The organism is Roseivirga sp. (genome assembly GCF_034669765.1).
Classification (GTDB): domain Bacteria; phylum Bacteroidota; class Bacteroidia; order Cytophagales; family Cyclobacteriaceae; genus Roseivirga.
Map to the genome: position 1 here is coordinate 23,076 of NZ_JAXMOQ010000008.1, position 25,124 is coordinate 48,199.

Genomic DNA, 25,124 nt, shown 5'->3' on the forward strand with positions numbered 1-25,124 from the left:
TCCATGATCAAACTCAGAGCATTCTCTATCTCCCTATTAGCCTTTCTCATCTTCACTGGTTGTTCTCCTCAAAAAGAAGAAACTTCAAAAAGAGTGGTCATCCAAGGCGAGCTGATCAACTTCAATAACGCTACCAAAACCCTAAGCGCTAGAAGCAGCCTTGCAAGTTTAACGGGCGATCAAAACATTGAACTTTCTGTAGACGCCAACAATCGTTTCTCCACTTCATTCTGGCTAGAAGAAGAAGGGTACTATAGCGTTGGAAGAAATCAACTCTACTTAAGCCCTGGCGACAGCTTGGTGGTCAGCCTTGATTATATGGATCCGAACAAGGCTACTTTCGAAGGCAAAGGCGCAGAAATGAACCGCTATTTAATGGATGTTCCTTTTCCCAAAAGCGGCTCCTACCTTTCTGGTGGAAGAGAAGTTAAATCTCCCAATGTGCAAGACATTATTACCCTGGCCGAAACAGAAAATGCAACCAGATTAACTAAACTAGAGAATGTAAAAAATGCTTCGGCACAGTTCAAAGAATTCGAAAAACTAAGACTTGATTTGGACTACATCAATACCCTTGAAAGCTTCCCTATTTACGCAAGTTTTAAAGACTACTTCGAATTTAGCGATGAAAATTGGATAAAGGCCATGACGCCAGTTCAGGAGCTCCTGAATGAAAAAACCGCCAATTTAGACCAGAACAAACACCTGGAGCATCCTAATTTCAGAGATATGCTCGGGGTATTCGGTAAGGAGAAATTCAGAAGTAGTGGTTTTTTTACAGGCTTCACCCTAAGCCCTGAAATGAAGGAATTTCAGAAGACAGAGTCGTTTTTGTATACACTTAAAAATGCTGGCTTAGTGGATAGCATTGTGGTTCAATCGAAAACCGTAATGGCTGACTTGAGCAACCCTGACTACCAAAACGCGATTGAATACACCCTTTCTTCCTACAATACGCTTGATCCAGGGCATGCCGCTTATGATTTTGTAATGAACACCGAAAGCGGTGAAAAGCATCCACTCTCTCAATATAAAGGCAAAGTCATCTATGTCGATTTTTGGGCAACTTGGTGTGGCCCTTGTATTGCCGAAGAACCAGCCTATGAAAAACTAAAAGAAGACTATAAAGGAAAAGACATTGAGTTCCTTTCTATTTCTATCGACACCAATGTTAAGGCGTGGGAAAACTACATTCAGAAGAAAGGCTGGACGGAAAAGACCTATTTGATCAGTCAGGCAGAGTTGGCAGATTACAAAATCAACGGCATTCCACGTTACCTCCTCATTGATGAAAATTTCAATATCATTACCGCCTTTGCTCCTCGTCCATCAGAAGAAAAAGTACGCACAATGATAGACGAATTGCTTTAAAAAATTGACCTTCAAGTTCATTAAGAAACCACTATGAAAACCTTAATACAAAAAACCACCTTCCTGCTTTTACTCTCTACTCTGTTTTTCGCCTGTAAACCAGAAGTAAAAGTGCCGTCAGATAGTTTCACTGTTACTGGAAACCTCAAGGGGCTGGATACCCAATACATGTCGAGAAGCTACAAGGATGCGGAAGGCAATAGAGTTTCTGATTCTATTTTCGTGGTCAACGGCAAGTTTACTTATACCGCAAAAATTAGTGAGCCAGAGCATATCATTTTTTGGCCGAATGTAGAAAACACTATCAAAAGAACCGACAGAGGCTATTATCCAGCCAAGTCTTCTCAGTTTGCCTTCTTGGCCAGCCCTGGTGACCGTATTGAATTCAAAGGAGAAGTAACCGATTTTGTAGACGCCTACCCTACAGGCACCCAAGCCAATGACGATTTAGCCAGCATCAACAGTAAAATCTTCCCATTGCTAAATCAAGCAGTGAACATGCAGCTGGAGCAAAACAAGTTAGAGGGTACCGATCCACGTTACGATGTCCTTACCGATTCAATGAACTTGCTGAACGAGAAAGTGGACGAAATGAAAAAGGAATTCGTGACTTCAAACCCAAAGTCAGAAGCCGCTGCTTGGTATTTGTCAGACATGATGGTACGTAGCCAAGTCTCTCAAGATGAAGCCATTAAAATCTTCAAGTCTTTCGATAAAAGCTTAGCGAATTACACTTACTATGAGGCTGTTGCCCAAAGAGTAGAAGGAATTGAGTCTACTATGGAAGGGAAAATTATTCCAAACTTCATCAGTAATGCCACACCTGATGGCGAGACTTTCGAACTCTACAGCCTAAAAGGGAAGTACGTATTGGTAGATTTCTGGGGCGTTTGGTGTGGTCCTTGTATTGCCGAAATGCCAACAGTGAAAGAATACCAAGAGAAATACAAAGATCAGTTGGTGATTTTAGGCATCAACAGTGGAGACAGTATGGAGAAAATGGTTGAATTCCTTGACAAAAACGGATATGATTGGCAGCAAGTTTTGGCTCAAAATGAAACAGAAGACCTTGTGTTAAAACTCAACGTTGCAGGCTTCCCAACCAAGTTCATTCTAGACCCAGAAGGCAAGATCATTAATAGGTTTGTAGGAAGTACAGAAGAAGCTTTTGGTGTATTGGATGGATTATTGAAACAATAAAAACCCACGTATGATTAAGTCTATAGTACCCAAGCTCCCTTTTATTGACAAGCAAAAAACGCTTGACTTTTATGTGAACCACCTGGACTTCACTCTCCGATCAGATTATGGCCATTATTTGATCATGGATTTAGGAGATGTAGAACTTCAATTCTTTTCCTTTCCAACACTTATCCCGACCAAATCTGACTTTATGATTTACCTGAGAATGGATGAAGGCATTGAAGCTCTGTATGATAATTTATTAAAAAGCAGTCCTCCCATCAGGATTAGCGTCAAACTAGAGTCTAAACCTTGGGGGCAGAAGGAATTCTCGATTATCGACCCCAACGGAACTTGCCTGACGATAGGGCAATCATACCCTTAATTCTACTCATTATAAGACATAAGAAAGGCCATTCTAAATACTAGAATGGCCTTTCTTATTTTTAAGCCTTAGAACCTCTTTAGCTCATTATAAAGATATCCTACTTTAATAGCACTAAGTGTGCTTTCCAATTAGCAGGAATATCATCAATTCCATAAACATTCAATCCAGCTTGAGAAGCACTTGCAGATGATTGAAGAAGTGTTTCATTAATGAATTCATTTTCGAGTTTATACATGGCTCCAGTGGCAGGATCTACTATCAGCATACCTACTACTCCACCTAATAGTAAATTCCCCCAATACCAACCATCTACCTTAAAGGCTATAGGTACAATTTTTTCATCATAACCTGCTTTTGTGAACTTCACTTGGTAAGCCGCTCTTTTGAAGAATCCATCACCCGACTTCAGTATTACTGTGGCAGGTGTGTTGCCTTTGTAAATTTCCATGCCTTTTGTATCAGTTACTGATATAGTAGAGGCTGGATTACTGTTAATGCTGACCGGGTAAGTACTCTTACTTAAAATACTGGCACAGCTCGATAAAACCATGGTCATTACCATGATTGAGAGCAGAGATAATTGTTTTTTCATTGTTTTGTGTTGTTGTGTTAAAAAATTATTGAGTTTTAAGTTTCGAACCAGAAGAATCCTTAAGAAGGAATGAACCATCCAGTCGACCGATACAAATATAAAAATAACTAATTGGTTAATTATATATGATTTTCAAAACAAATAATATGCCATAAACAACTTACCTCTTAATGAGAACTATAAACCATTTATTATAAATCACTCTACATAAAGAGTCATCCCCTGAGGTATCATCTCACACTATACACTTGATCTTACTTCACTTTCAACCCAAACAATGGCCGAATGATTTTCACTCTTCTAATGATGAGTTCATAGACAGCGAAAGCACCCAACACCGTAAACAATAGCACCAAAACAAATTTTAAGGGCACAGCCATCTCTAGCGGAAATATAATAAATGACCCTAGATAAATGAAAATCATATGCAGAATGTAAACCGGGTAAGCCGCCTGACTCAAATAGCTTAAAGCTTTGCTGGGCTTGTTTAAATATTTGTAGCTAAACGCGAAAACTGAAAAGATCCACAGGTTTGATTCAATGGCCATCAAATAACCGGGAGCAACCGTTTCGAATTCAATAAACCGAATCACATAAAGCAGAATGGCCATGGAAAGGAACAGCCATCTCCATTTCAAAAGCATCTTCCAGAAAGCGACCCCGCTCAATACAAAGCAAAAGCCGAAAAAAAATGCCAACAGACCCAAAACGAAACCGTGCCATGTCATGGCGTATAATTCGAAGGGAATGGGATCAATAATGAGTGCTTCGACAATAAAGGCAAGCATCACAGGCACCAAACCCAATGGGCTACTGAATGCTTTCTTGATGCCTTTTACTAATCTTCCATCTTGATGCTTCTTGAGGTAAAAGAAAACAGGCGCCAGAATCACTACATAAGCGAAAATATTACCCAAAAACCAGAGATGTGCGGGGTTTGCGTTATAACTCAAATCCCAGTGATAATAGCTTTGCCAGAGGTACACATGAATGGGAACAATAACGAAAACGCCAAAGATGAAGGGCACAAGAACTCTACCTGCACGCTCTTTCAAAAGCTGCTTCCAATTTCTCTTTTGAATAGCGAAATAAACGCCCATTCCAGACACGAAAAACAACAGCGGTATTCTCCAAATGTTAAGCATCGTCATGGGCGTCCATAATGCTCCCCAAGGCTCACTATTGGTGATAAACCCAATCATCCCACCCCAAAATTGAAAGCCAATGGCTACGTGATAGATCAACAGCAAGCCAATGGCAATTACTCTTACCCAATCAATATCGTATCTTCTGCTTATTGCTGGCATCTTTCTAGGCTTAAGAATTGATTGAGACTACTTCAACATTTCGGCAATAACAGGCCTCGTCTTTTCGAGGTAGTCATAATCAACTTTGAGTCCCATAGGCGCAAGCATTTGCTCCATCATTTGATAGGTGCTTTTAATATCCTTGAAAGGCCCTGCCACCGACTCATAAGCTGTGCTTCCGTAGTTGTTCTTCACGGTTTTGTCGGCTCCTTTGTCCAAGAGCAATTGTACAATTTCTGTTCGGCAAAAGAATGCTGCAGTATGAAGAGCCGTAGAACCTTCATTGTTTGTGAAGTTGATATTCGCACCAGCATCGATCAATGCTATGGCCATTTTCGTTTTACCAAATAAAGACGCAGTGATCAAGGGACTCGAGCCTCCTATTGGGTCTTTTCTATTGATGTCGGAACCTGCAGCAATGTGTTGTTTGAGCGCTTCCATATCATCGGTCACCACAGCAGTATGAATATCAATTTTAGGAGCTGAAACCTTACTTTCAGCTTTGGCAGATTCTTGGGTAGACAATTTTTTGTCTCCACAGCTTACCAGAGTAGTTAAGGCGATAAAAACAAAGGCAGTAATGACTTTGAGTGATTGGTTGATTTTAGTTTTCATGATTTTAAGTATTTGGATGGTTGTGATTTTTTCTCGTTTCATACTTTAGCGCACAGCGATTTAGCCTCGCACTTCGACTTATTATTCGCGAGAGCGGGTGAAACATCACAGTTATTTCAAAGATATTTTCACAACCAAAGGAAAGAACTGCTTTTAGAAGGATAGAAAGCACATAACTTATCTAAAGGAATTTTTAATAAATTACGCAACTGATAAACACTATAAATATGACGTATGCGAAGCGCTATAGACCATTTCAATATAGAAAGTAGCCCATGACCGAACTCGAGAAATACATACACACTTACTTCGGTGTCAACAAAGATGACTTGACAAAAATTAGCTCGTTTTTCAAACCAGTGACAATGAAAAAAGGTGACTATTTCATTAAAACCGGGAGCCACTCAAATAGACTTGGTTTTGTTCAAACTGGCATTATTAGAGAGTTCGTTTTCATTGACGACAAAGAAATAACAAAGTGGATTTCGACTAAAGGCTATTTTGTTGTTGACTTGGCCAGTTTTATGTTTAAAATCCCAGCCCGCTGGAACATTCAGGCATTGACTGATTGTGAACTTTACATCATTGACAATAAAGACTACCAAAGAATAGGACAGGTAATTCCTAGCTGGACAGAACTAGAAAAGCTTTTTATCGCCAAATGTTTTACTGTGTTGGAAGATAGAATTATCACGCATCTATCCATGACTGCCGAAGAACGATATCACCAACTTTTCAATTTTAATAAAGAATTATTTAACCAAGTACCATTACAATATTTAGCTTCTATGCTTGGCATGGCCCCTGAAACATTAAGCCGACTAAGAAAAAAAGCCATTGATTGAACTTCTTGACATTTGTCAAGAGCACGAATTGATTTTATAAAGACCTTTGAATTGTTAGTAAAACAACGGTCAATTTTTACCAAATCAATTCAAAAATGAAAAATATCAACAACAACGCACCAGTAAAATGTAGCAAGACAATCACTATTCCTAGAGGTAGTAAAAGAGTATGGGAAGTAATGTCCAACATCAACCATTGGGCAGCTTGGCAAACCGAGATTAGCAAACCAAAACTGAATGGAAAATTAAAACCTGAATCAACATTTGACTGGAAAACCGGAGGCGCAAAAATTCACTCCACTTTACACACTGTGGAACCTTACAGCCAATTAGGCTGGACAGGCAAAACCTTCGGGATGTTTGCAATTCACAACTGGAAACTAACCGAAACAGAAGGCACCACCATTGTTCAAGTAGAAGAAAGTATGGAGGGATTTTTGGCAGGATTATTCAAAAAGACTTTAAGTAAAAATCTTGAAAAAGGGATGCAAAATTGGCTTGACTTACTGAAAAAAGAATGTGAAAAAAAATAGAAATGACACTTGAAAATTTAGGATACAACAGCGTATTAGAAGAATATAGAAACGAACATCATCTTGCTTCTTTTGGAATTGGGCGAGTCACTTCTGAACATAAAGATCGATATAGTGTCAAGACTGAGACGGACGAATTCGATGCTGAGTTATTAGGGAATTTGAGGTTTACGGCTGAAAACAGAAATGATTTGCCAGCTGTTGGTGATTGGGTTGCTATATCAGAATATCATGACAAAAAGGCGCTCATCCATGCGGTATTCCCTAGAAAATCAATAGTAGAAAGAAAGGCTGTTGGTAAATTGGGGCAAACCCAAATTATTGCCACCAATATTGATTATGGGCTAATTGTTCAGTCTGTGAACAGAGATTTTAGTATCAATCGACTAGAACGCTATCTGACCATTTGTAACGCCTCTAAAATCAACCCCATTATTATCTTAAGCAAAGTCGATTTAGCGGATGAAGAAAGATTAGAGGCACTATTGACTCAAGTAAGAGAGAGAGTTAAAAACATACCCTTGTTTACAATAAGTAACCAGTCACACTTGGGGATTGAAAAGCTAAAAGCCGCATTAATTAAAGGCCGTACTTATTGCTTACTAGGCTCCTCAGGTGTTGGAAAATCCACATTAATTAATTCTTTGAATGGGACCAATTTGATGGAAACAGGAGAGATTAGTGAGAGTATTGAGAGAGGTAAACATGTTACCAGCCATAGAGAGTTGATTGTTATGGAAAATGGAATCTTAATTGACAATCCTGGAATGAGAGAAGTGGGTATAACTAATATTTCGGATGGTCTCGAAATGACATTTGATGAAATCTTGAATCTAGCTCAAGATTGTAAATACAGTGATTGCACGCATACCAATGAAAATGGGTGTGCAGTATTAGACGCAGTTGAAAATGAAGCGTTAGATGCTGATGCTTATGCCAATTTCATGAAGATGGGTAAAGAAAAAATGCATTTTGAAGCGGATGCCAAAGAGCGAAAAAAGAAGGACAAGGATTTCGGTAAGTTGACGAAGAGTGTGAAAAAACAAAGGAAAAATAATAAATACTAGCCTAACTAGTCGTATCCCAAAATTGTGTGATTCATTAAGAGCCGAAAATTCTTTAATTTCAGAGAAAAATGAACCCAATTGATAGAAATATTGATAACACAAATTAACCTTACTTAACTGGCTATGAATAAAATTTGGCCCATGCTGTTAGCCGCTACCTTATCGGTTAACACACTCTATGCGCAGTCAAACAGTGATAGATACCAAGAAATTCTTGATGAAGCCCAAAGAAATGGTTTGCCTGGTATAGCCGCCTTAGTTCAATCTCCTGGAGAAAAGGAATGGAGAGGCAAATCTGGGTTCAGGAATATAGAAAATGCAATACCGCTAGATATAAATCAAAATTTTCGTTTAGCCAGTATTTCAAAAATATTCACCTCTATCATTGTTCTACAGTTGGTTGATGAAAATAGCATAAAGCTTTCAGACAGTATTTCGAAATACTTGGATGCAGAAACACAAGCCATAATCCCAAATGTAAATTCAATAACTGTTCTTCACCTTCTAAGTCATAGCAGCGGAATATACAGTTTTACAGAAAACAATAGTTTTTGGAAAGAATGCTATCTCAACGGAGGCATGTCAAGAACTTGGAGCCCAAATGAAATACTTCAATATATCGAAAATAAGAAACCTGTTAGTAAGCCATTAGAACCCTTTTCTAAAAAACTCTATTCCAATACAAATTATATTTTGTTAGGAATGATCATTGAAAAAGTCACTGGCAATTTATTGAATGCGGAGTATCAAAACCGCATTTTCACACCGCTCGGAATGAACGACACCTTTTTAGAAGGTTATGACAGCCAAGATAGAAAACCTGTTGACAGCTATGCGATTGCAAATTCTTCTTTTCTAAAATCAGCAGTAAAGAAGCACGACTTACAAAAAGCTAAAGGATCTCAATTCATTAATTTAAGTCAAACATACGATCAGTTTAACAGTTGGGCTTGGGCAGCTGGGGGAATTTCATCCAATCTCAATGACCTAAGATCATTCTTCGCTTCAATGAGAAATAATGAGCTACTCAATGATGATACTCAGAAAATGCTTATTCGGTTAAACTCTTCCGAAGACAAAGGCATTACCTTTTTTGGAGGAACAGGAGGCTCGGATGGCATTCAAGCCACTATGCTGCACCTGATGCCAAGTGATGTGGTAATTATGATTTTAATTAATTCATCAGGAAATGCAGACGCAAATTTAGGCTCGGTATTTTCTAAACTTTTAGCGGTAGCATCAAACTGAAATAGGTATACAAAAAAGGGCATCACCCTGAGATGTAGCCTTTCTTGCCTTCTCGAAGCTTTCACATAGCATGTGTAAGACAAACCGAAAGTATCCGTCCAAATAAACTAAACGATTAACCGCAAAGGACACAGAGAGTCGCGAAGTTGGAATGAATAATTCGTAGAATATGGATTTTAGACCTTTCGTATCTCAAGGAAAGAAAAGAGGCCGATTTACCCACTAATTCTGGTTTACAATGAGGATTTTCACCACTGTGAATATTCTTCACCAGCATATCTACTACATTAGTCCGTTATTCACACACTACGTTTCATTCTGACCACGATCGCTTCGAGGGAAGAAACTAGAGTTATCCCGCTCATTCAATTTTGTACTAAACTAGGGACGGGCTGCACCCGTCCCTGCAATATCTCGCCCTTACAGGGCTTTCAGTTCAAGAAAATCTAGCATCTTAAAAGTCATAAAGAGCAAAGGAATGCGGTTTCTCCCAGCCCTGAAAGGGCGCAATACCCAAACGAAGGGTGCAACCCTTCGTAAAAACCACCTCTCCTACTTAAGCCCTGAATGGCGGAATACACTACTAAATTGTACCTCCATTATTCGTCCGACCACCCGGAGTGATTGGACTAATTTGGCACCCCTTCAGAACATATAAACTACAATACAGGTAAAAATAATTCATCACTCCTCTTGCTTCCATTTTTATATTAACTACATTTAAGGTAAATAATAAAGCAATGGGTAAACATAACCTTGGTGAATTCGAGGAGATAGTGCTCTTAACCGTAGCCATTTTACATGGTGAGGCCTACGGAGTGGCAATTATTGATGAAATGGAGTCGCGCTTGGGACGCTCGGTAAGCATTGGCGCTTTGCAAACGGTATTAAGAAGATTGGAAGACAAAGGTTTTCTCACTTCTGAATTTGGCGAAGCCACCAAAATGCGAGGCGGAAAAAGAAAACGTTTTTTCACGGTGACAAGTTTAGGCAAAACCACCCTTCGCGAAGCAAAAGAACAGCGCGTAGGCTTGTGGAATGCCATTCCAGAAATAGCACTTAACGATTAATCGTCATGCGGTCACATGACAATATTCAGCCTTCAAAGTTTTGGCTCAGGTTCTTCAGGTGGTTCTGTAGGGCGGAGTACAAAGAAGATATTGAAGGTGATTTATTAGAACGGTTTGAGGTGAATGCCGAAAACCACGGAGTACAAAAGGCAAAAAAGGTATTCAAAAAAGACGTGCTGAAGCTGTTCAGACCCAGCATGATCCGAAAATTAGAAGGAAATCAAAAACTCAATTATTACGGCATGTTCAAACACAATTTATTAGTCAGCTACAGAAATTTTCTGCGCTACAAAAGCGCATTTCTGATCAATTTAATTGGCCTTTCCAGCGGACTGGCCTGCACCCTACTCATCTACCTCTGGGTAACCGATGAACTCAGCGTAGACAAATTCCACAAGCTCGATGACCAGCTTTATCAAGTCATGCTTCACCATGAAGAGTCGGGCACGCTCAATACGCAAGAAGACACACAATCCCTACTGGCCGAAGCCTTGGAGCAAGAAGTGCCAGAAATAGAAATTGGTTTACAGGCCACCCCCTCTTTTTGGTTCGGGAAAATGCCACTAACGACTTCTGAGAAAACGATTAAAGCTTCAGGCAGATTTGCCGGAAAACGCTATTTCGAGCTTTTCACCTTTCCGCTGATTTATGGCTCAGCCACCAGCGCACTAGAAAATAAAGAGTCCATTGCTATTTCTGAAAGCCTGGCCACAAGCCTATTTGGTGACCCACAAAAAGCCATGGGACAAAACGTAAAATGGCAGGTACTTGAGTTCAGTAGAGACCTTCAAGTTTCGGGAGTTTTCGAAGATGTACCCGCCAATTCTACCGAAGAATTCGACTTTGTTTTACCCTTCGACATCTTCGCTGATATACTAGGAGATGGAAAACATTGGGGCAATTATAATGCGCTTACTTATGTGAAACTAGCCAAAGGAACAGATGTTGATCAACTCAATGAAAAGCTTGCGCCATTTGTAAAAGAAAAAGCGCCTAAATCTAATGTAACTCCATTTGTACGTCCCTATTCGGATAAATACCTATTTTCCAATTATGAAAATGGCGTGCAGTCGGGCGGTAGAATAGAATACGTAAGACTCTTTTCTATCATTTCAATTTTCATTCTGCTAATCGCTTGCATAAATTTCATGAACCTGTCTACGGCCAAAGCTTCGCGCAGGACCAAAGAAATTGGAGTAAAGAAAGCCATTGGCGCCAAACGCGAAGCCTTAATTTGGCAGTATTTGGAAGAAGCATTTCTCATGACCTTTATTTCTATTCTGGTAGCATTGTTTTTGGTAATGCTTATTCTTCCTCAGTTCAATGTAATTACAGGTAAGCAGATCGTTTTTCAACTCAGTTCTAATTTGCTCATTTTGCTTTTTGCTATTTTGGTAATCACAGGATTGATAGCGGGAAGTTACCCTGCGCTTTACTTGTCTGGATTCAAAGTCACCACTATCCTTAAAGGGAAAATCAAGAATTCATTGGGCGAACTTTGGGTCAGAAAAGGCTTGGTCGTGTTTCAGTTTACTTTATCTGTAGTCCTTATTGCAGCGGTATTGGTGGTTTCAAAACAAATTGAATTCGTACAGAACAAGAACATAGGTTACAATAAGGAAAATCTGATTCTCTTTGCCAACGAAGGTAAAGTGACAGAAAACTTAGACACATTTATCGATCAACTCAAAAACACACCTGGAGTAATCAATGCTGGCGGCACACAACACACCATCATTAGTGGAGGAAGTTACACTACCGATGTGCACTGGCCAGAAAAAAACGAAGAGGTGCAAACCCGATTCGGTAATATGACAGTTACCAATGATTTTATAGAAACCCTTGGCGTAGACATTATTGAAGGCAGAAGCTTTTCTAGAGACTTCTCCACGGATATTTCTAAACTCATCATAAACCAAGAAGCAGTTAAGGTAATGGGGTTGACCAATCCAATAGGCCAAACCGTAAGACTTTGGGGCAAAGACATGCAGATTATTGGCGTGGTGAAAGATTTCAATTTCAGCTCACTACATGAGCCTATTACCCCAATGTTCTTTAAGTTAGAAGACCAGAGGATGATGAATCTCTTGGTTCGAATTGAATCTGGACAAGAACGCAGCACCATTGATAGAATCTCCGAGCTATACAAAGCGTATAACACTGGCTTCGATTTCAATTACACCTTTTTAGACCAGGATTATGCCATTCAATATGCTTCGGAAGGACGTGTTGCTACCCTCTCAAAATACTTTGGGGGAATCGCGATTATCATTTCCTGCTTGGGCATTTTTGGATTGGCTGCTTTTACCGCAGAAAGACGTTCTAAAGAAATTGGAGTGAGGAAAGCTTTGGGCGCAAGTAACTCAAGCATTGTTAGGTTACTTTCTATTGACTTCAACCAAATGATCGGGTTAGCAATTCTAATTGCGCTTCCATTAAGCTATTTCCTACTGAAGTCATGGCTCAATGAATTCGCCTATCATATCGATCTTGAAGTGTGGTATTTCCTATTGGCTGGCCTTGCGGCTCTAATTATTGCTTGGCTTACCGTAGGCTTACAAACCTTTAAGGCTGCAAGAGCAAACCCTGTCAAGAGCCTTAGAAGCGACTAAAATAGAAGCCTTAACAAAAGCCCTCCAGCGTTGATCTTTCAATAATGGAGGGCTTTTTAATTGCTCTCACTAAAATTCACTTCCTCTCATAGAGATCACCTAACAGATAACGCACCTCAGGGTTATGCAGCATAAATGATACTGCGACCACTCCTCCTTGGAGAAGGAGGTTGGGAGGATTGGTATAATGGAAAACACTCTCTTCGATAAATGGAAATCAACGCTTATAATCTTACTTTTGCGGGCTAAGTAATAAACATGTCGAAAGAAGAGTCCTCCAAATTAAGTCCAGAACAGATTCGCCAGTGTATTGCGGTATTGGAGACTTTGAATAGCAACACTAACCAAATCTTCGATATCCCTAAAGAAGAACGACTGGCTTTGATTATAGCGGCAGGCACCTTTTCTCGTCCGAGCAAAGAGGAACTTTTAAGTCGTAAAAGAGGCGCTAAAAAAGTAATCAAGAAGAAAATAGCAGCAAAAGACAAAGACGCGAGAAATGCCACTGGCATTAGAAGTGCGCGGGAAGCCTCCATCTTTATTGCTCCAACCATGATTGACCTTACTGGCAAGGAACATGAAAAAGAAGTCGAACTGGAATCTCCACGAGAGTGTTACGTCTGCAAAACCACTTTCAATAGGCTTCACCATTTCTACGACACCATGTGCAAGGAATGTGGTGACTTCAATTACGCCAAACGTTTTCAAACCGCAGACCTCACCGGCCAAGTCGCCCTGGTCACGGGTTCTAGGTTGAAGATCGGCTACCACATTACTTTGATGATGCTGAGGGCAGGAGCTACCGTAATCGCCACTACCCGCTTCCCTATTGATTCAGCTTTGCGCTTTTCTAAAGAAGCCGATTTCAAAGATTGGGGGCACCGTTTAAACATTCACGGCTTAGATTTAAGGCATATCCCTAGCGTAGAAATCTTCTGCAATTTCATAGAACAGCAATACGACAGGCTCGACATATTGATCAACAATGCGGCACAAACCGTAAGACGTCCCTCTGGTTTCTATTCGCATTTGATGCCCAATGAAAGGCTCAAGTTTGAAGAATTGATGCCTTTCGCTCAAGACCTTTTGGCTGATCACAACGACTGTATACAAGAATTAAGAACTTTAAGTGCTGGTTTTGCTGAAGGCGAAAACAAGAATTTACCTGTAAGCTGGCACGGCAAACAATTGGGCATTGGCCTAAGCGCTTCGGCCCAGCTCTCTCAAATCCCTTACAGCATTGACAATTCGCTTACCGCCAAAGAGGTCTTCCCTGAAGGGAAGCTGGATGCAGATTTACAGCAGGTGGACTTAAGAAAAACCAACAGTTGGCGATTGAAACTAGGCGAAGTACACACCAACGAAATGCTGGAAGTACAATTGGTGAATTCCGTTGCTCCTTTTGTATTGTGCAACCGTTTGGTAAACCTGATGAAAAAGGAAAATACTGGAATCAAACACATCATCAATGTGTCGGCCATGGAAGGTAAATTCCACCAGTTTCATAAAGAATCGCGCCACCCGCACACCAATATGGCCAAAGCTGCTTTGAATATGATGACGCTAACTTCGGCATCGGACTTGGCTAAATATGGGATTTACACCAATGCGGTAGATACGGGCTGGGTAACAGACGAAGACCCAGCAGAATTGGCCAGAAGAAAAGAAGAACTGCATGATTTTCAGCCGCCATTAGATATTGTGGACGGTGCGGCAAGAGTAATGGATCCTTTGTTTGATGGAATTAATACTGGAAAACACTGGTGCGGAAAATTCTTAAAAGACTACAAACCCACTTCCTGGTAAGCAAATCAGTTGGCCTCATTCACCCTTTTCCAAAATACCGATTTACCGAACATGGGCATTTTCATATAGCCCCTTACCTCTAGTTGATCGCCATCAAGTTTGATAATGCAATCATATGATTTTCCTTTTTCAGGGTCATATACTTTTCCTCCCACCCATTTCGAATCTTTGAAGGTTAAACCCTCAATCAAATCAACACCTAAAAGTGGCCTTTCCTTCAACCTTTCTATCTCATTCATTGAATCTCGGATGATTTGATCGCCATTGGCACTGGCATTTAACCAAATAATTTCACCCGAATAGCGGCCGTCTTCTTTATAAATACTCACTTTCGCCTTCTTCCCTTCTGTCCACCAAACACCCAAAATGGTATCTGAAGTATCAGATGGTGCTTTAAAAACAGACATCGTTAAAAAAAATACGGTGACAATTAATTTCATAGGTAATAACTCTGTTTCAACCTTATCAAGCGATCTATTGTTCTAAAAGACGAAGGCTTTGATTAAAGATTGTGCGTATTCAAAAAACCTGCCAAGGCTTTAATTCATTCGCGAAATAATCGCTTATCTATAGAGCGCAAAATTATCAGACACATTTTTCATATGACCGCATTATAAATTCAACTCTACCTCTACTCTTCAATTCTATCTCACATTAAATAATATTAACTGGAATAGACAGTTCTCTGAATGAATAAATTACTATTTTTGAACGAGTTTAAGCGATCGTGAACAAACAAGAAAAGAAAGTCAGAAGGAAGAAAAAGGTTGGTTCATACCAATACGGCAGTGTCATATTTAGTGTGGCCTTGGCCTTATTTGTGGTGGGGCTTTTCGGAATGCTCCTTTTACATACCAACCGACTCACTTCGGTGATTCAAGAGAATATCGAGATTCAGGTGTACCTCAACAAAAACACTTCAGAAAACCAGCGTAATCGCATTCAGCGTGAAATTTCCACAAGTCCTTACGTTCTCAAAAAAGAAGAAAATCCTCAAATCGTTTTCATTTCGAAAGAGGAAGCAGCCAAGCAATTTGTAAAAGATACAGGCGAGGATTTTTCAGAATTCTTAGGCGACAACCCACTGCGTGATGCCTTAGTGGTGAACATTGCTCCTGAGTTCCAGACCAATGCTAAACTCGATAGCATTGGTAATAAAATTGAAGCCATTAGTGGCGTATTCGAAGTCACCTTTGTGGAAAGCCTTGTAGATTCCATCAATAAAAACCTTAGAAACATCGGATTGATCCTGATGGGATTTGCCACCATTCTTCTAATTGTGGTGGTCATGTTGATCAACAACACCATTAAACTTGCACTTTTCTCTCAGCGATTTTTAATTCGTAGTATGCAGTTGGTGGGTGCCACCAGTGGTTTCATTAAAAAACCATTTCTGAAAAGAGCCCTTTTCCACGGAGCCATAGCCGGAGTTATTTCTGCCCTATTGCTTTATGGGTTGCTTCAATTTGCCAATACCAAAATAGAAAGGTTAGTAGAACTTCAGCAAGAGGTTTTCATCATGGCGCTTTACGGCTTGCTCATTATTCTGGGAAGCTTTATTGCCTTTATCAGCACCTATAGGGCCATGAATAAATATTTAAAAATGTCACTAGACGAACTATACTGATATGTCTGAAAACAAAAACAATTTCGCCTTCGGGAAAGAAAACTATAAGTGGATGCTCATTGGGTTAGGCGTTTTGCTCTTAGGTTTCATCGTAATGTCTTTGGAAAGCAATCCTCAAGGCCAAGGTTTCTTGGGAATGACATTAGGTCCAATCATCATTCTCGCTGGCTTTATCATTGAGTTTTTCGCCATTTTCAAGAAAGCTAAGAACGATTAATGACCATTATTGAAGCCATTATCCTTGGTATCGTTCAAGGATTAACAGAGTTTTTACCGGTAAGCAGCAGTGGTCATTTAGAAATCGTCAAGGCAATTTTAGGTGACACCAGCGTTCCACAAGAAAGTTTATTGATGACGGTAGTGCTCCACGCAGCCACTGCCCTAAGTACAATAGTCATTTTTAGAAAAGAAATCACCGAATTGGTTACTGGTCTTTTCCAGTTCAAGAACAACGACCAGTTCAAATACTCCCTGAAAATAGTAGTCTCCATGATTCCTGCAGCCGTTATTGGCGTGCTCTTCGATGAAGAAATTGAATCACTTTTTGGCGGACAGCTACTATTGGTAGGCTGTATGCTAATTCTCACTGCTGGCCTACTATTCTTAGCCGACAAAGCCAAAAGAACAGACAAAGCGGTTTCAATGCCCAATGCGGTCACCATTGGGATTGCACAAGCCATTGCCATTTTACCGGGCATTTCCCGCTCCGGAGCTACCATTTCTACAGCTGTGCTTTTGGGTATCGACAGAGAAAAGGCCGCTCGTTTCTCCTTCTTAATGGTGGTCCCGTTAATCTTAGGGAAAGTAGCCAAAGACATCCTTAGTGGCGACATCGCGTCAAGTCAAATTGAAAGTACTTCCCTTATCGTTGGCTTTTTAGCTGCCTTTCTAGCAGGCCTTGTTGCTTGTAAGTGGATGATCGCCTTGGTGAAGAAAAGTCAATTGAAATATTTCTCATTCTATTGTTTAGCCGTAGGTTTAGGTGCAATAATCTACACCTTTATATAATGCCGAAGTCCTTAGAAATAGATCCATCCCTCAGCAAAGAAGAAAATTTCAAAAACGGTCAGGTCATTCTAATCGACAAGCCTTTAGAATGGACATCTTTTGGGGTTGTTAAGAAAATCAGGTACAACATCGGAATTAAGAAAATAGGCCATGCTGGCACTTTAGACCCTTTAGCTACTGGGCTTTTGATCCTTTGCACAGGTAAAAAAACAAAGACGATTGATAGCTATATGGCCGATGTGAAAGAATACACGGGCAGCTTTACTTTGGGCAGCACTACCGCCAGCTATGACTTGGAATCCGAACCAACACCCGCTGTTGATATTTCACATTTAACAGCAGAAGAAATTCACCAAAACACAAAAAATTTCATTGGTGAAATTGCCCAAACACCTCCAATTTTCTCAGCCATTAAAGTAGATGGAAAACGTGCTTATGATTTAGCACGAGCTGGTAAAGACGTTGAATTGAAATCAAGGCAAATAACCATTTCGGAATTTGAAATAGTAAGTTTAGATTTACCTAAAGTCAACTTTAGGGTGGTTTGCTCAAAAGGCACGTATATTCGTACGTTGGCCAATGACTTTGGAGAAAAATTGGGGGTTGGCGCACATTTAAGTTCATTAAGGCGAACTAAAATTGGTAAACATTCGGTTGATGAAGCCTGGCAACTTGAAGACTTTATAAACTACGTGAAAACGATAGAATGAAAATTCATCTCGGAACAAATGATATTACAGAGCTACGCAATGCAGTAGTTACCAGCGGTACTTTTGATGGCGTACACGTAGGCCACCAAAAAATACTCGCCCGCTTGCGCGAAGAAGCCGACAAAATTGGTGGGGAAACCGTGTTAATTACCTACTGGCCACATCCGCGCCAAGTACTCAAGCCTTGGGATAATTCCTTAAGACTCCTTACCACTTTTCCTGAAAAGGCCACGGTTTTAGAAAAGTACGGTATCGACCATTTGGTCAAAATCCCCTTTACCCAAGAGTTTGCCCAAATGAACAGCGAAGAATACATTCGTATCATTTTGAGTGAGCGCGTTCATACCAAAAAATTGATCATTGGCTACGACCACCGCTTTGGAAAAAACAGGGATGGAGGATTGAAAGAACTTCAAGAGTTTGCTCCAAAATATGGTTACGAAGTGGAAGAGATTCCAAGACAAGACATTGACGAAATCGGGGTGTCATCTACCAAGATCAGAAGGTCTTTAGAAACCGGAGATGTAAAAACTGCCAACGAATACCTTGGCCGTCCGTATTCAGTAGCAGGAATGGTGGTGCACGGACAGAAAATTGGAAGAACCATTGGTTATCCTACTGCCAATATTCACGTAAAAGAAAGCTATAAACTTATTCCAGCCGATGGCATTTATGCCGTTCAGGTATGTAACAAGTACGAAAAAAGAGACGGCATGCTCAACATTGGCAACCGCCCAACCATTGGTGGCGATGACAAAACCATCGAAGTACACATTTTCGATTTCGATGAAGACATCTACGATTCTGAAATTAGCGTAGAGTTTATAGATTTGATTCGTAGAGAAGAAAAATTCAGTTCGGTGAATGCACTTAAAGACCAACTGAAGAAAGACGAGATTGCTGTAAAGGCTTGTTTGTCAAATTATAAATCAAAAAATCATGATCAATAAGGTAGTTGCTAATGCTGATGAAGCTGTAAAAGACATTCCTAATAATGCAGTATTGATGTTAGGTGGTTTTGGGCTTTGTGGTATTCCAGAAAACTGTATTTCTGCCCTGTTGAAAACGGGAGTAAACGGACTGACTTGTATTTCAAACAACGCAGGCGTTGATGACTTCGGGATTGGCTTAATGCTTCAAACCCGTCAGGTAAAGAAGATGATTTCCTCTTATGTAGGAGAAAATGCTGAATTCGAAAGACAATTACTTTCTGGTGAATTGGAAGTAGACCTTATTCCGCAAGGCACTTTAGCCGAGCGCATCAGGGCTGGTGGGGCTGGAATTCCTGCTTTTTACACCCCGGCAGGCTACGGCACCGAAGTGGCCGTAGGCAAAGAAACCAGAGAATACGATGGCAAAATGTATTTGCTTGAAAACTGGCTTAAGGCTGATTTCGCTTTAGTAAAAGCTTGGAAAGGCGATACTTCAGGCAACTTGATTTTCAAAGGAACCGCCAGAAACTTCAACCCAATGATGGCTATGGCAGGTAAAATCACCATAGTCGAAGTGGAGGAACTGGTAGAACCGGGCGAGTTAGACCCGAATCATATTCACACTCCCGGTATTTACGTTCAGCGTATTTTCCAAGGTAAAGATTATGAAAAGCGAATAGAACAGAGAACGACTAGGCTTAGATGATTTGATGATGTGTTAATTTGATAATTAATGATTGAGTTAATGAATCAATGAACTAAAGTCACATCGGATCAACACATTCTTAAATCATCAAATTACCTTATCTTCAAGTTAATACGTCACCAATTTTCAAATTAACACCATGGCACTCGATAAAATAGGCATTGCGAAAAGAATAGCACAGGAAGTTCAAGATGGTACTTATATCAATTTGGGGATTGGCATTCCCACCCTTGTAGCCAATTTTATTCCCGAAAACATTAGTGTGGTGCTTCAGTCTGAGAATGGATTATTGGGCATTGGCCCTTTTCCGGAAGAAGATGAGGTAGATGCAGATTTGATCAATGCAGGCAAGCAAACGGTAACCACTGCTAAAGGCTCTGCGCTTTTTAGCTCTTCTCAGAGCTTCGAGATGATTAGAGGCGGTCATGTAGATCTTACTATTTTGGGAGCCATGGAAGTGTCTGAAAATGGAGATATTGCCAACTGGAAAATTCCAGGTAAAATGGTGAAAGGAATGGGTGGTGCTATGGACCTTGTAGCCTCTGCCGACAATATTATCGTGGCCATGCAGCATTGCAGCCGCAGTGGTGATTCCAAACTTTTGAGCGAATGCAGTTTACCCATCACGGGTTTGCGTTGCGTTAAGAAAGTTGTAACCGATTTGGCTGTTTTAGATATCCTTCCCGAAGGTGGTTTTAGACTTTTAGAAAGGGCACCAGGCGTAACTTTAGAAGAAATCAAAGCCGCCACCGCAGGTAAACTAATCATCGAGGGAGATATTCCTGAGATGAAGATTTGACTTTTAGTTCTTTGGCAATTCAGGAATAGGAAGGTTCAAAGCTCTTATAAACGGATCCTGAGTCTAGCTCAGGATGACGTCTAAATAGGCCCATTCGAAGCGTCATTCTGATGACGAGGAACGAGGAAGAAAGAATCCGTCTGTTCTTAGCATAGGCTAACTTTTATAGACGGATTCCTTCTTCACCTTTCGTTGCACTACAGGCTCATCGGAATGACGGTGATTTTTTTATTGTCAACTGAGTAAGTAGAAAATTAGACTCAGAATGTTAATCTCTTACCCACGATAAAAATTTACATACCCAAGTTTCTTATGCATAAGAAAATTATGTATACTTGTGTATGTCATCGAGTAAATTATTAAAAGGAAGTCTGGCCACCATTGTTCTCAAGCTGTTGGAAGAGAACGAAAAAATGTATGGTTACGAAATCACGCAACGGGTAAAGGAAATTACCGCAGGTGAATTCAAAATCACAGAAGGCGCCTTATACCCTACCCTTCATAAATTAGAAGCCGAAGGAATGCTTTCTACCGAAACACAAAAGGTAGATAATCGCATCCGAAAATACTACTCCCTTACCAAAGAAGGAAATGCCGAAGCCCAAACCAAAGTAGCCGAACTAGAAGAGTTTCTGTTGAATTTACATAAGTTATTGAACCCTAAATTAGGCATGGGATGAGCCTAACCACAGCACAGCACGACATATTAGTGAAGTACCTCAAGGCAGTAGAAATAAAACACCAAGAGCCCTTCGAAGAGTTTTACGACCATATTGCTACTGGTTTTGAAAAGAGCCATGTGCTTGACCTAAGCACCTACATCCGCGATGTAGCCCAACCTGCCTTTGGAGGCACAAAGGGCATGCTGAAAATCGTAAATGAGCAAAATATAATCAGAAAAAACATGATTTGGAAACGTGCTAAAGAAATTTTCTTTGGCTTATTTGGCTGGCCAGCGATAGGCTTTGTTATGGTTTCATTCATGCTCATTCAGTTCGGAGCTCAGCAATTTGGGGATAGGTTCATCGTACTTTTCTCTTTTGGTATTGGCTTAGTATTACCAATATTTGTGGTTTTTTATGGTTTAATCCGTTTTTATCTTCATTGCAAAAGACAAAAACTACCCTACACTAGTAACAACCTGAATTCATGGCTATTAACCGCTGTAAACCTCCCTATTGCCCTTCTGAATGTTGGTGGAAGTTTAGTCATTCCAATTTTCATTGGAAGAGATAATTTCAAAATATTTTTAAACGCCTACCCTATAGTGACGGTCTGCTTATCCACTCTCTTTTTGCTTTTCGGATTCACTTACCTCAAGCTTTTAAAAGAGAGGTTCATTTTTAAACTAGAACTCTCATGAAACTAGTTCAAAATCAAAGTACCATGTCGCTTACCGTTGAGCAAATAGCAGCAATCAAGGCGTTTATTAATAAGCGAGGCTTCAACACCATTGAGGTGGAAATGGAAGCGCTCGACCATATGGCCAGTAAGGTAGAAACATTGCTCGAAGAAAAACCCGATATGAACTTTGATTTGGCCATAACTAAAGCACATGCAGACCTAGGCATTTTTGGCTTTGCTACTTTTGAGGATGCTATTCTTGAAGGTATTAAGGTGGGGAGCAGAAGGAAGTTCAAACAAGAATTAATCTCTTATCTCACTACCCCTAAAGCTTTGGTGCTCCTTGGATTGATTATTCTAGGCTTTTCCATTCAACAAACTTTTTTTGAAAACCTTACAGCCATAACCATTATGGGTGGCTTCTTCTTTTATGGCTTGCTATTAAGCTCAATACCTATCTATAATTATTGGACGACATTTAAGGAATGGGGTAAGAAATCACTTGTGATTCAGAATTCCATAGTCGGCTTTTATATTACTTTTTTTCTATTCGCTAGAGGTTTAGGTGATATTACGCGTATCGAGTTCACGGATGGAAGTCGTGCTTTTCCATTTCTATTCACGCTCACTTTTGTGTTGATAACCCTATCCGCATTGATTAGCGTCTCTATTATGAAATGGTCCATAAATTCATTCACTGAAAAATGGTTGAAATATGCCTAGCACACCACTAACAACAGACCAGATTGCAGCCATTAGAACCTTTATCAACAAAAGAGGCTTCAATACCATCGAAGTGGAAATGGAAGCGCTCGACCATATGGCGAGTAAGGTAGAGGCATTGCTCGAAGAGCAGCCATACATAAACTTTGATTTGGCCATAACGAAAGCACATTCCTCCTTCGGGATTTATGGTTTATCTACTTTGGCAGAATCAATTGAGGGTGGTTTGCTTCAGCGTTTCAAGCGACAGTTCTTTAAAGAGCTTCTCTCCTATTTTAGTAGCACTAAAATCTTCATCCCTATTGCATTGACCGCCATAAGCTATTTTCTTTTAACCCAATATCCGGCTAACGAAAGAGGAGCCTTTCTCCGCACTGGCTTCATGGTTTATGGGTTTCTTTTGGCCGTAATACCGTACTTACTATTCTGGAAAAAGATGAAACGATGGGACAAAAAGTCAAGCTTTGTTAAAATGAGTGCTTATGGTCTGTACATTACTCAGTTTCTATTTGGTCATGTCTTTGGTGTCGCTACTGAAACACTCTATGAGCAAGGTTCTGAGGCATTTATTTATGTATTTATTGCTGGCTTTGTGTTAACCTCGCTTACCGTTTTCATCAATTATGATTTGCTGAAATGGGGCATTGCCACGGTAAACGAAAAGTGGGAGAAGTATATGCCTGAGGTGGCGGTGTAGTTTTTAGACCCTTCGTATCCTCAAGGAAAGAAAAGAAACAGTTCTACTTCACCCTTGTTGGTGTTCTTCACCAACAAGCGATTAATAGCCTCAGCTTAAACACCACAAAAAAAGGTCTGCTGAAATAAATCAGCAGACCTTATATTTTACTTGATCAGGGGTTTAACCTTAATCTCTATTTCCTTTATTCGGTCTTGAATTTCCACTGCGTTGGCCGCCAGAATTACCTCTTGGAGCACCACCGCCAGAACGTGAGCCACCAGAATTTCCTCTTGATCCTTCACCACTTGGACGTTGACCACCTGAGTTGCCTCTTGGGCTACCTCCACCGCCTGAACGTTGTCCGCCAGTACCACCAGATTTACGCTGGCCTCCGTCTCGTCCATCAGTTCTACGCTGACCACCTTGACCGCCAGTTCTTCGCTGACTGTCTCCGCTTGAGCCTCCTTTACGGAAGTCTGGTTTTCTGCCTCCACTTGACCTTCTTGGTTCATCTTTTGGTGATGGAGGAGTCGCACTTGGCTCATAACCTTCCATCACTTCGATATCAAGCTTTTGCCTTAATAGCTTCTCAATACCATGCACCAAATCGTGCTCATCATGACTCACCAAAGAGATGGCTTCTCCACTTGCTCCTGCCCTACCTGTACGTCCAATTCTATGCACGTAATCTTCAGACACGTTCGGCAACTCAAAGTTGATAACATGAGGAAGTAAAGGAATATCCAAACCCCTGGCTGCAATATCCGTGGCAACCAAAACTCGCGTGGTTCCATTCTTAAAACCTTCCAAAGCCTTCGTTCTTGCGCCCTGGCTTTTGTTACCATGAATCGCCAAAGAGGTAATTCCACTCTTGGTTAGTTTTTCACTTAGCTTGTTGGCCGCGTGCTTGGTTCGGGTAAAAATCAATACCTGACTCCAGTTGCCTTGATTAATCAGCTTAGTCACTAAAGAGGTTTTCTTGGGTTTATCTACATGATATACCTTCTGAATTACCAATTCAGCTGCGGTGTTCTTTGGCGTAGCTTCCACCAAAATTGGGTCAGTCATAAAACTGCCTGCCAATTGCTTAATTTCTGTAGAAAAAGTAGCGGAGAACAATAGATTCTGTCGCCTTGCAGGCATTAAGGCCAATATCTTCTTGATGTCGCGTAAAAAACCCATATCGAGCATTCTATCGGCTTCATCTAATACTAGAATTTCTACCTGACTTAAAGAAAGCATTCTTTGGTTGTATAAATCGAGTAAACGACCTGGTGTGGCTACCAAAATATCTACTCCAATACGCAAAGCACGTACTTGTGGGTTTTGGTTTACTCCACCAAAAATCACTGTAGATTCAATACTCAAGAATTCACTGTACTCTTTTACATTTTCATATACCTGAGCTGCGAGCTCACGTGTAGGCGTTAAGATCAAAGCCCTAATTGGCCTTCTCTTCGCTTGTTTCGCTTCAGACAAAATCTGAAGCATTGGCAAGACAAAGCCTGCCGTTTTTCCTGTTCCTGTTTGAGCTGACGCTAAAATGTCTTTTCGCTCTAAAATTGGTGGAATTGCTTTTGTTTGGATGGGAGATGGCTCAGTATAACCCTTTTTTGTGATCGCATGTAAAAGCGAATCAGAAAGCCCTAATGACTTAAATGACATATAAATTAATTACGAAACAAGTGAACGAGAGCGCACACAAAACGGTGAGGCTTGCCACTTGATGATTTGACTATGTTAAAATATTAAGCAGAAGAAATGTCTGGTCAATTTCACAAGCCATTTCGAAGTGCAATGCAAAGGTACACCGAATTTTCGCCATAGTTGGGTTTTATTAAGAGTTTCAGAAACAAAAGGAAAAGGAAGTAACGCGGATTAAGCTGAAATTTAGGAACAGACATTAAATAAAACTAACTTCCTTCATCTCCATATATTTGACATTGTCGCAAATGGAAGT

26 protein-coding genes are annotated in these 25,124 nt (G+C 40.4%); 21 read left to right on the forward strand and 5 right to left on the reverse strand.

Translation table 11 applies throughout. From position 1 onward, the window contains the following. The first annotated feature begins 3 nt into the window (after window positions 1-3). From VOI17_RS15280 to VOI17_RS15290, 3 genes are read left to right on the forward strand one after another with little or no spacing between them, the layout of a single operon-like run. Window positions 4-1,371: a TlpA disulfide reductase family protein gene (locus VOI17_RS15280; protein ID WP_323758096.1), complete on the forward strand. Its 1,368-nt coding sequence runs from the start codon at window positions 4-6 to the stop codon at window positions 1,369-1,371. Window positions 1,372-1,404: 33 nt separating this feature from the next. Further along, on the forward strand, window positions 1,405-2,571 hold the full coding sequence (locus VOI17_RS15285; protein ID WP_323758097.1) for a TlpA disulfide reductase family protein: 1,167 nt from the start codon (window positions 1,405-1,407) through the stop codon (window positions 2,569-2,571). Between the two features lie 10 nt (window positions 2,572-2,581). After that, the gene (locus tag VOI17_RS15290; protein WP_323758098.1) at window positions 2,582-2,938 is read left to right on the forward strand and encodes a VOC family protein; all 357 of its coding nucleotides are present in this window, start codon (window positions 2,582-2,584) and stop codon (window positions 2,936-2,938) included. Between the two features lie 100 nt (window positions 2,939-3,038). Here VOI17_RS15290 and VOI17_RS15295 read toward each other — a convergent pair whose 3' ends face one another. From VOI17_RS15295 to VOI17_RS15305, 3 genes are all read right to left on the reverse strand, one after another. Beyond that, entirely contained in the window at window positions 3,039-3,533 is a 495-nt protein-coding gene (locus VOI17_RS15295) for a hypothetical protein (RefSeq protein ID WP_323758099.1), read from the reverse strand. 254 nt (window positions 3,534-3,787) lie between these two features. After that, entirely contained in the window at window positions 3,788-4,840 is a 1,053-nt protein-coding gene (locus tag VOI17_RS15300) for an acyltransferase family protein (RefSeq protein ID WP_323758100.1), read from the reverse strand. Window positions 4,841-4,867: 27 nt separating this feature from the next. After that, window positions 4,868-5,455: an ankyrin repeat domain-containing protein gene (locus tag VOI17_RS15305; protein ID WP_323758101.1), complete on the reverse strand. Its 588-nt coding sequence runs from the start codon at window positions 5,453-5,455 to the stop codon at window positions 4,868-4,870. A 365-nt stretch (window positions 5,456-5,820) separates the two neighbouring features. Here VOI17_RS15305 and VOI17_RS15310 point away from each other — a divergent pair, with 365 nt between their 5' ends. From VOI17_RS15310 to VOI17_RS15340, 7 genes are all read left to right on the forward strand, one after another. After that, complete coding sequence (locus VOI17_RS15310) at window positions 5,821-6,300, forward strand: Crp/Fnr family transcriptional regulator (RefSeq protein ID WP_323758102.1); 480 nt, start codon at window positions 5,821-5,823, stop codon at window positions 6,298-6,300. A 95-nt stretch (window positions 6,301-6,395) separates the two neighbouring features. Beyond that, window positions 6,396-6,833: an SRPBCC family protein gene (locus tag VOI17_RS15315; RefSeq protein ID WP_323758103.1), complete on the forward strand. Its 438-nt coding sequence runs from the start codon at window positions 6,396-6,398 to the stop codon at window positions 6,831-6,833. A gap of 2 nt (window positions 6,834-6,835) precedes the next feature. Continuing rightward, complete coding sequence (gene rsgA / locus VOI17_RS15320; protein WP_323758104.1) at window positions 6,836-7,900, forward strand: ribosome small subunit-dependent GTPase A; 1,065 nt, start codon at window positions 6,836-6,838, stop codon at window positions 7,898-7,900. A 123-nt stretch (window positions 7,901-8,023) separates the two neighbouring features. Then, the gene (locus VOI17_RS15325; RefSeq protein WP_323758105.1) at window positions 8,024-9,148 is read left to right on the forward strand and encodes a serine hydrolase domain-containing protein; all 1,125 of its coding nucleotides are present in this window, start codon (window positions 8,024-8,026) and stop codon (window positions 9,146-9,148) included. 740 nt (window positions 9,149-9,888) lie between these two features. Further along, a complete protein-coding gene (locus VOI17_RS15330) occupies window positions 9,889-10,218 on the forward strand; it encodes a PadR family transcriptional regulator (protein WP_323758106.1) in 330 nt (109 codons plus the stop codon). Window positions 10,219-10,223: 5 nt separating this feature from the next. Beyond that, on the forward strand, window positions 10,224-12,830 hold the full coding sequence (locus VOI17_RS15335) for an ABC transporter permease (protein ID WP_323758107.1): 2,607 nt from the start codon (window positions 10,224-10,226) through the stop codon (window positions 12,828-12,830). Window positions 12,831-13,088: 258 nt separating this feature from the next. Beyond that, a complete protein-coding gene (locus VOI17_RS15340) occupies window positions 13,089-14,636 on the forward strand; it encodes an SDR family oxidoreductase (RefSeq protein WP_323758108.1) in 1,548 nt (515 codons plus the stop codon). 5 nt (window positions 14,637-14,641) lie between these two features. On the opposite strand, the gene VOI17_RS15345 is transcribed toward VOI17_RS15340, so the two are convergent. After that, window positions 14,642-15,043: a DUF2147 domain-containing protein gene (locus tag VOI17_RS15345; RefSeq protein ID WP_323758109.1), complete on the reverse strand. Its 402-nt coding sequence runs from the start codon at window positions 15,041-15,043 to the stop codon at window positions 14,642-14,644. A gap of 320 nt (window positions 15,044-15,363) precedes the next feature. Here VOI17_RS15345 and VOI17_RS15350 point away from each other — a divergent pair, with 320 nt between their 5' ends. The 11 genes from VOI17_RS15350 to VOI17_RS15400 all read left to right on the forward strand — a co-directional run bounded on the left by VOI17_RS15350 (window position 15,364) and on the right by VOI17_RS15400 (window position 23,182). Beyond that, the gene (locus VOI17_RS15350; RefSeq protein ID WP_323758110.1) at window positions 15,364-16,263 is read left to right on the forward strand and encodes a cell division protein FtsX; all 900 of its coding nucleotides are present in this window, start codon (window positions 15,364-15,366) and stop codon (window positions 16,261-16,263) included. Between the two features lies 1 nt (window position 16,264). Next, entirely contained in the window at window positions 16,265-16,480 is a 216-nt protein-coding gene (locus VOI17_RS15355) for a DUF3098 domain-containing protein (protein WP_323758111.1), read from the forward strand. Then, window positions 16,480-17,271 (forward strand): undecaprenyl-diphosphate phosphatase, encoded by a 792-nt coding sequence (locus VOI17_RS15360; protein ID WP_323758112.1) that lies wholly within the window; start codon window positions 16,480-16,482, stop codon window positions 17,269-17,271. The genes VOI17_RS15355 and VOI17_RS15360 overlap by 1 nt, the downstream gene beginning before the upstream one ends. Next, window positions 17,271-17,981: a tRNA pseudouridine(55) synthase TruB gene (gene truB, locus VOI17_RS15365; protein WP_323758113.1), complete on the forward strand. Its 711-nt coding sequence runs from the start codon at window positions 17,271-17,273 to the stop codon at window positions 17,979-17,981. The genes VOI17_RS15360 and truB overlap by 1 nt, the downstream gene beginning before the upstream one ends. After that, on the forward strand, window positions 17,978-18,931 hold the full coding sequence (locus VOI17_RS15370) for a bifunctional riboflavin kinase/FAD synthetase (protein WP_323758114.1): 954 nt from the start codon (window positions 17,978-17,980) through the stop codon (window positions 18,929-18,931). The genes truB and VOI17_RS15370 overlap by 4 nt, the downstream gene beginning before the upstream one ends. Beyond that, window positions 18,921-19,619, forward strand: coding sequence for a CoA transferase subunit A (locus VOI17_RS15375; protein WP_323758115.1), 699 nt, complete (start codon window positions 18,921-18,923; stop codon window positions 19,617-19,619). Before VOI17_RS15370 ends, VOI17_RS15375 begins: the two co-directional genes overlap by 11 nt. A gap of 139 nt (window positions 19,620-19,758) precedes the next feature. Further along, window positions 19,759-20,418 carry a 3-oxoacid CoA-transferase subunit B gene (locus tag VOI17_RS15380; RefSeq protein ID WP_323758116.1) on the forward strand — a complete coding sequence of 220 codons (660 nt, stop codon included), beginning with the start codon at window positions 19,759-19,761 and terminating at the stop codon, window positions 20,416-20,418. A 341-nt stretch (window positions 20,419-20,759) separates the two neighbouring features. Next, on the forward strand, window positions 20,760-21,098 hold the full coding sequence (locus VOI17_RS15385) for a PadR family transcriptional regulator (protein ID WP_323758117.1): 339 nt from the start codon (window positions 20,760-20,762) through the stop codon (window positions 21,096-21,098). Then, on the forward strand, window positions 21,095-21,781 hold the full coding sequence (locus VOI17_RS15390) for a hypothetical protein (protein ID WP_323758118.1): 687 nt from the start codon (window positions 21,095-21,097) through the stop codon (window positions 21,779-21,781). Before VOI17_RS15385 ends, VOI17_RS15390 begins: the two co-directional genes overlap by 4 nt. Continuing rightward, entirely contained in the window at window positions 21,778-22,485 is a 708-nt protein-coding gene (locus VOI17_RS15395) for a hypothetical protein (RefSeq protein WP_323758119.1), read from the forward strand. Before VOI17_RS15390 ends, VOI17_RS15395 begins: the two co-directional genes overlap by 4 nt. Beyond that, window positions 22,478-23,182, forward strand: a complete 705-nt coding sequence (locus tag VOI17_RS15400; protein ID WP_323758120.1) for a hypothetical protein — start codon at window positions 22,478-22,480, stop codon at window positions 23,180-23,182. Before VOI17_RS15395 ends, VOI17_RS15400 begins: the two co-directional genes overlap by 8 nt. Before the next feature lie 168 nt (window positions 23,183-23,350). Here VOI17_RS15400 and VOI17_RS15405 read toward each other — a convergent pair whose 3' ends face one another. Then, complete coding sequence (locus VOI17_RS15405; RefSeq protein ID WP_323758121.1) at window positions 23,351-24,829, reverse strand: DEAD/DEAH box helicase; 1,479 nt, start codon at window positions 24,827-24,829, stop codon at window positions 23,351-23,353. Between the last annotated feature and the right edge of the window lie 295 nt (window positions 24,830-25,124).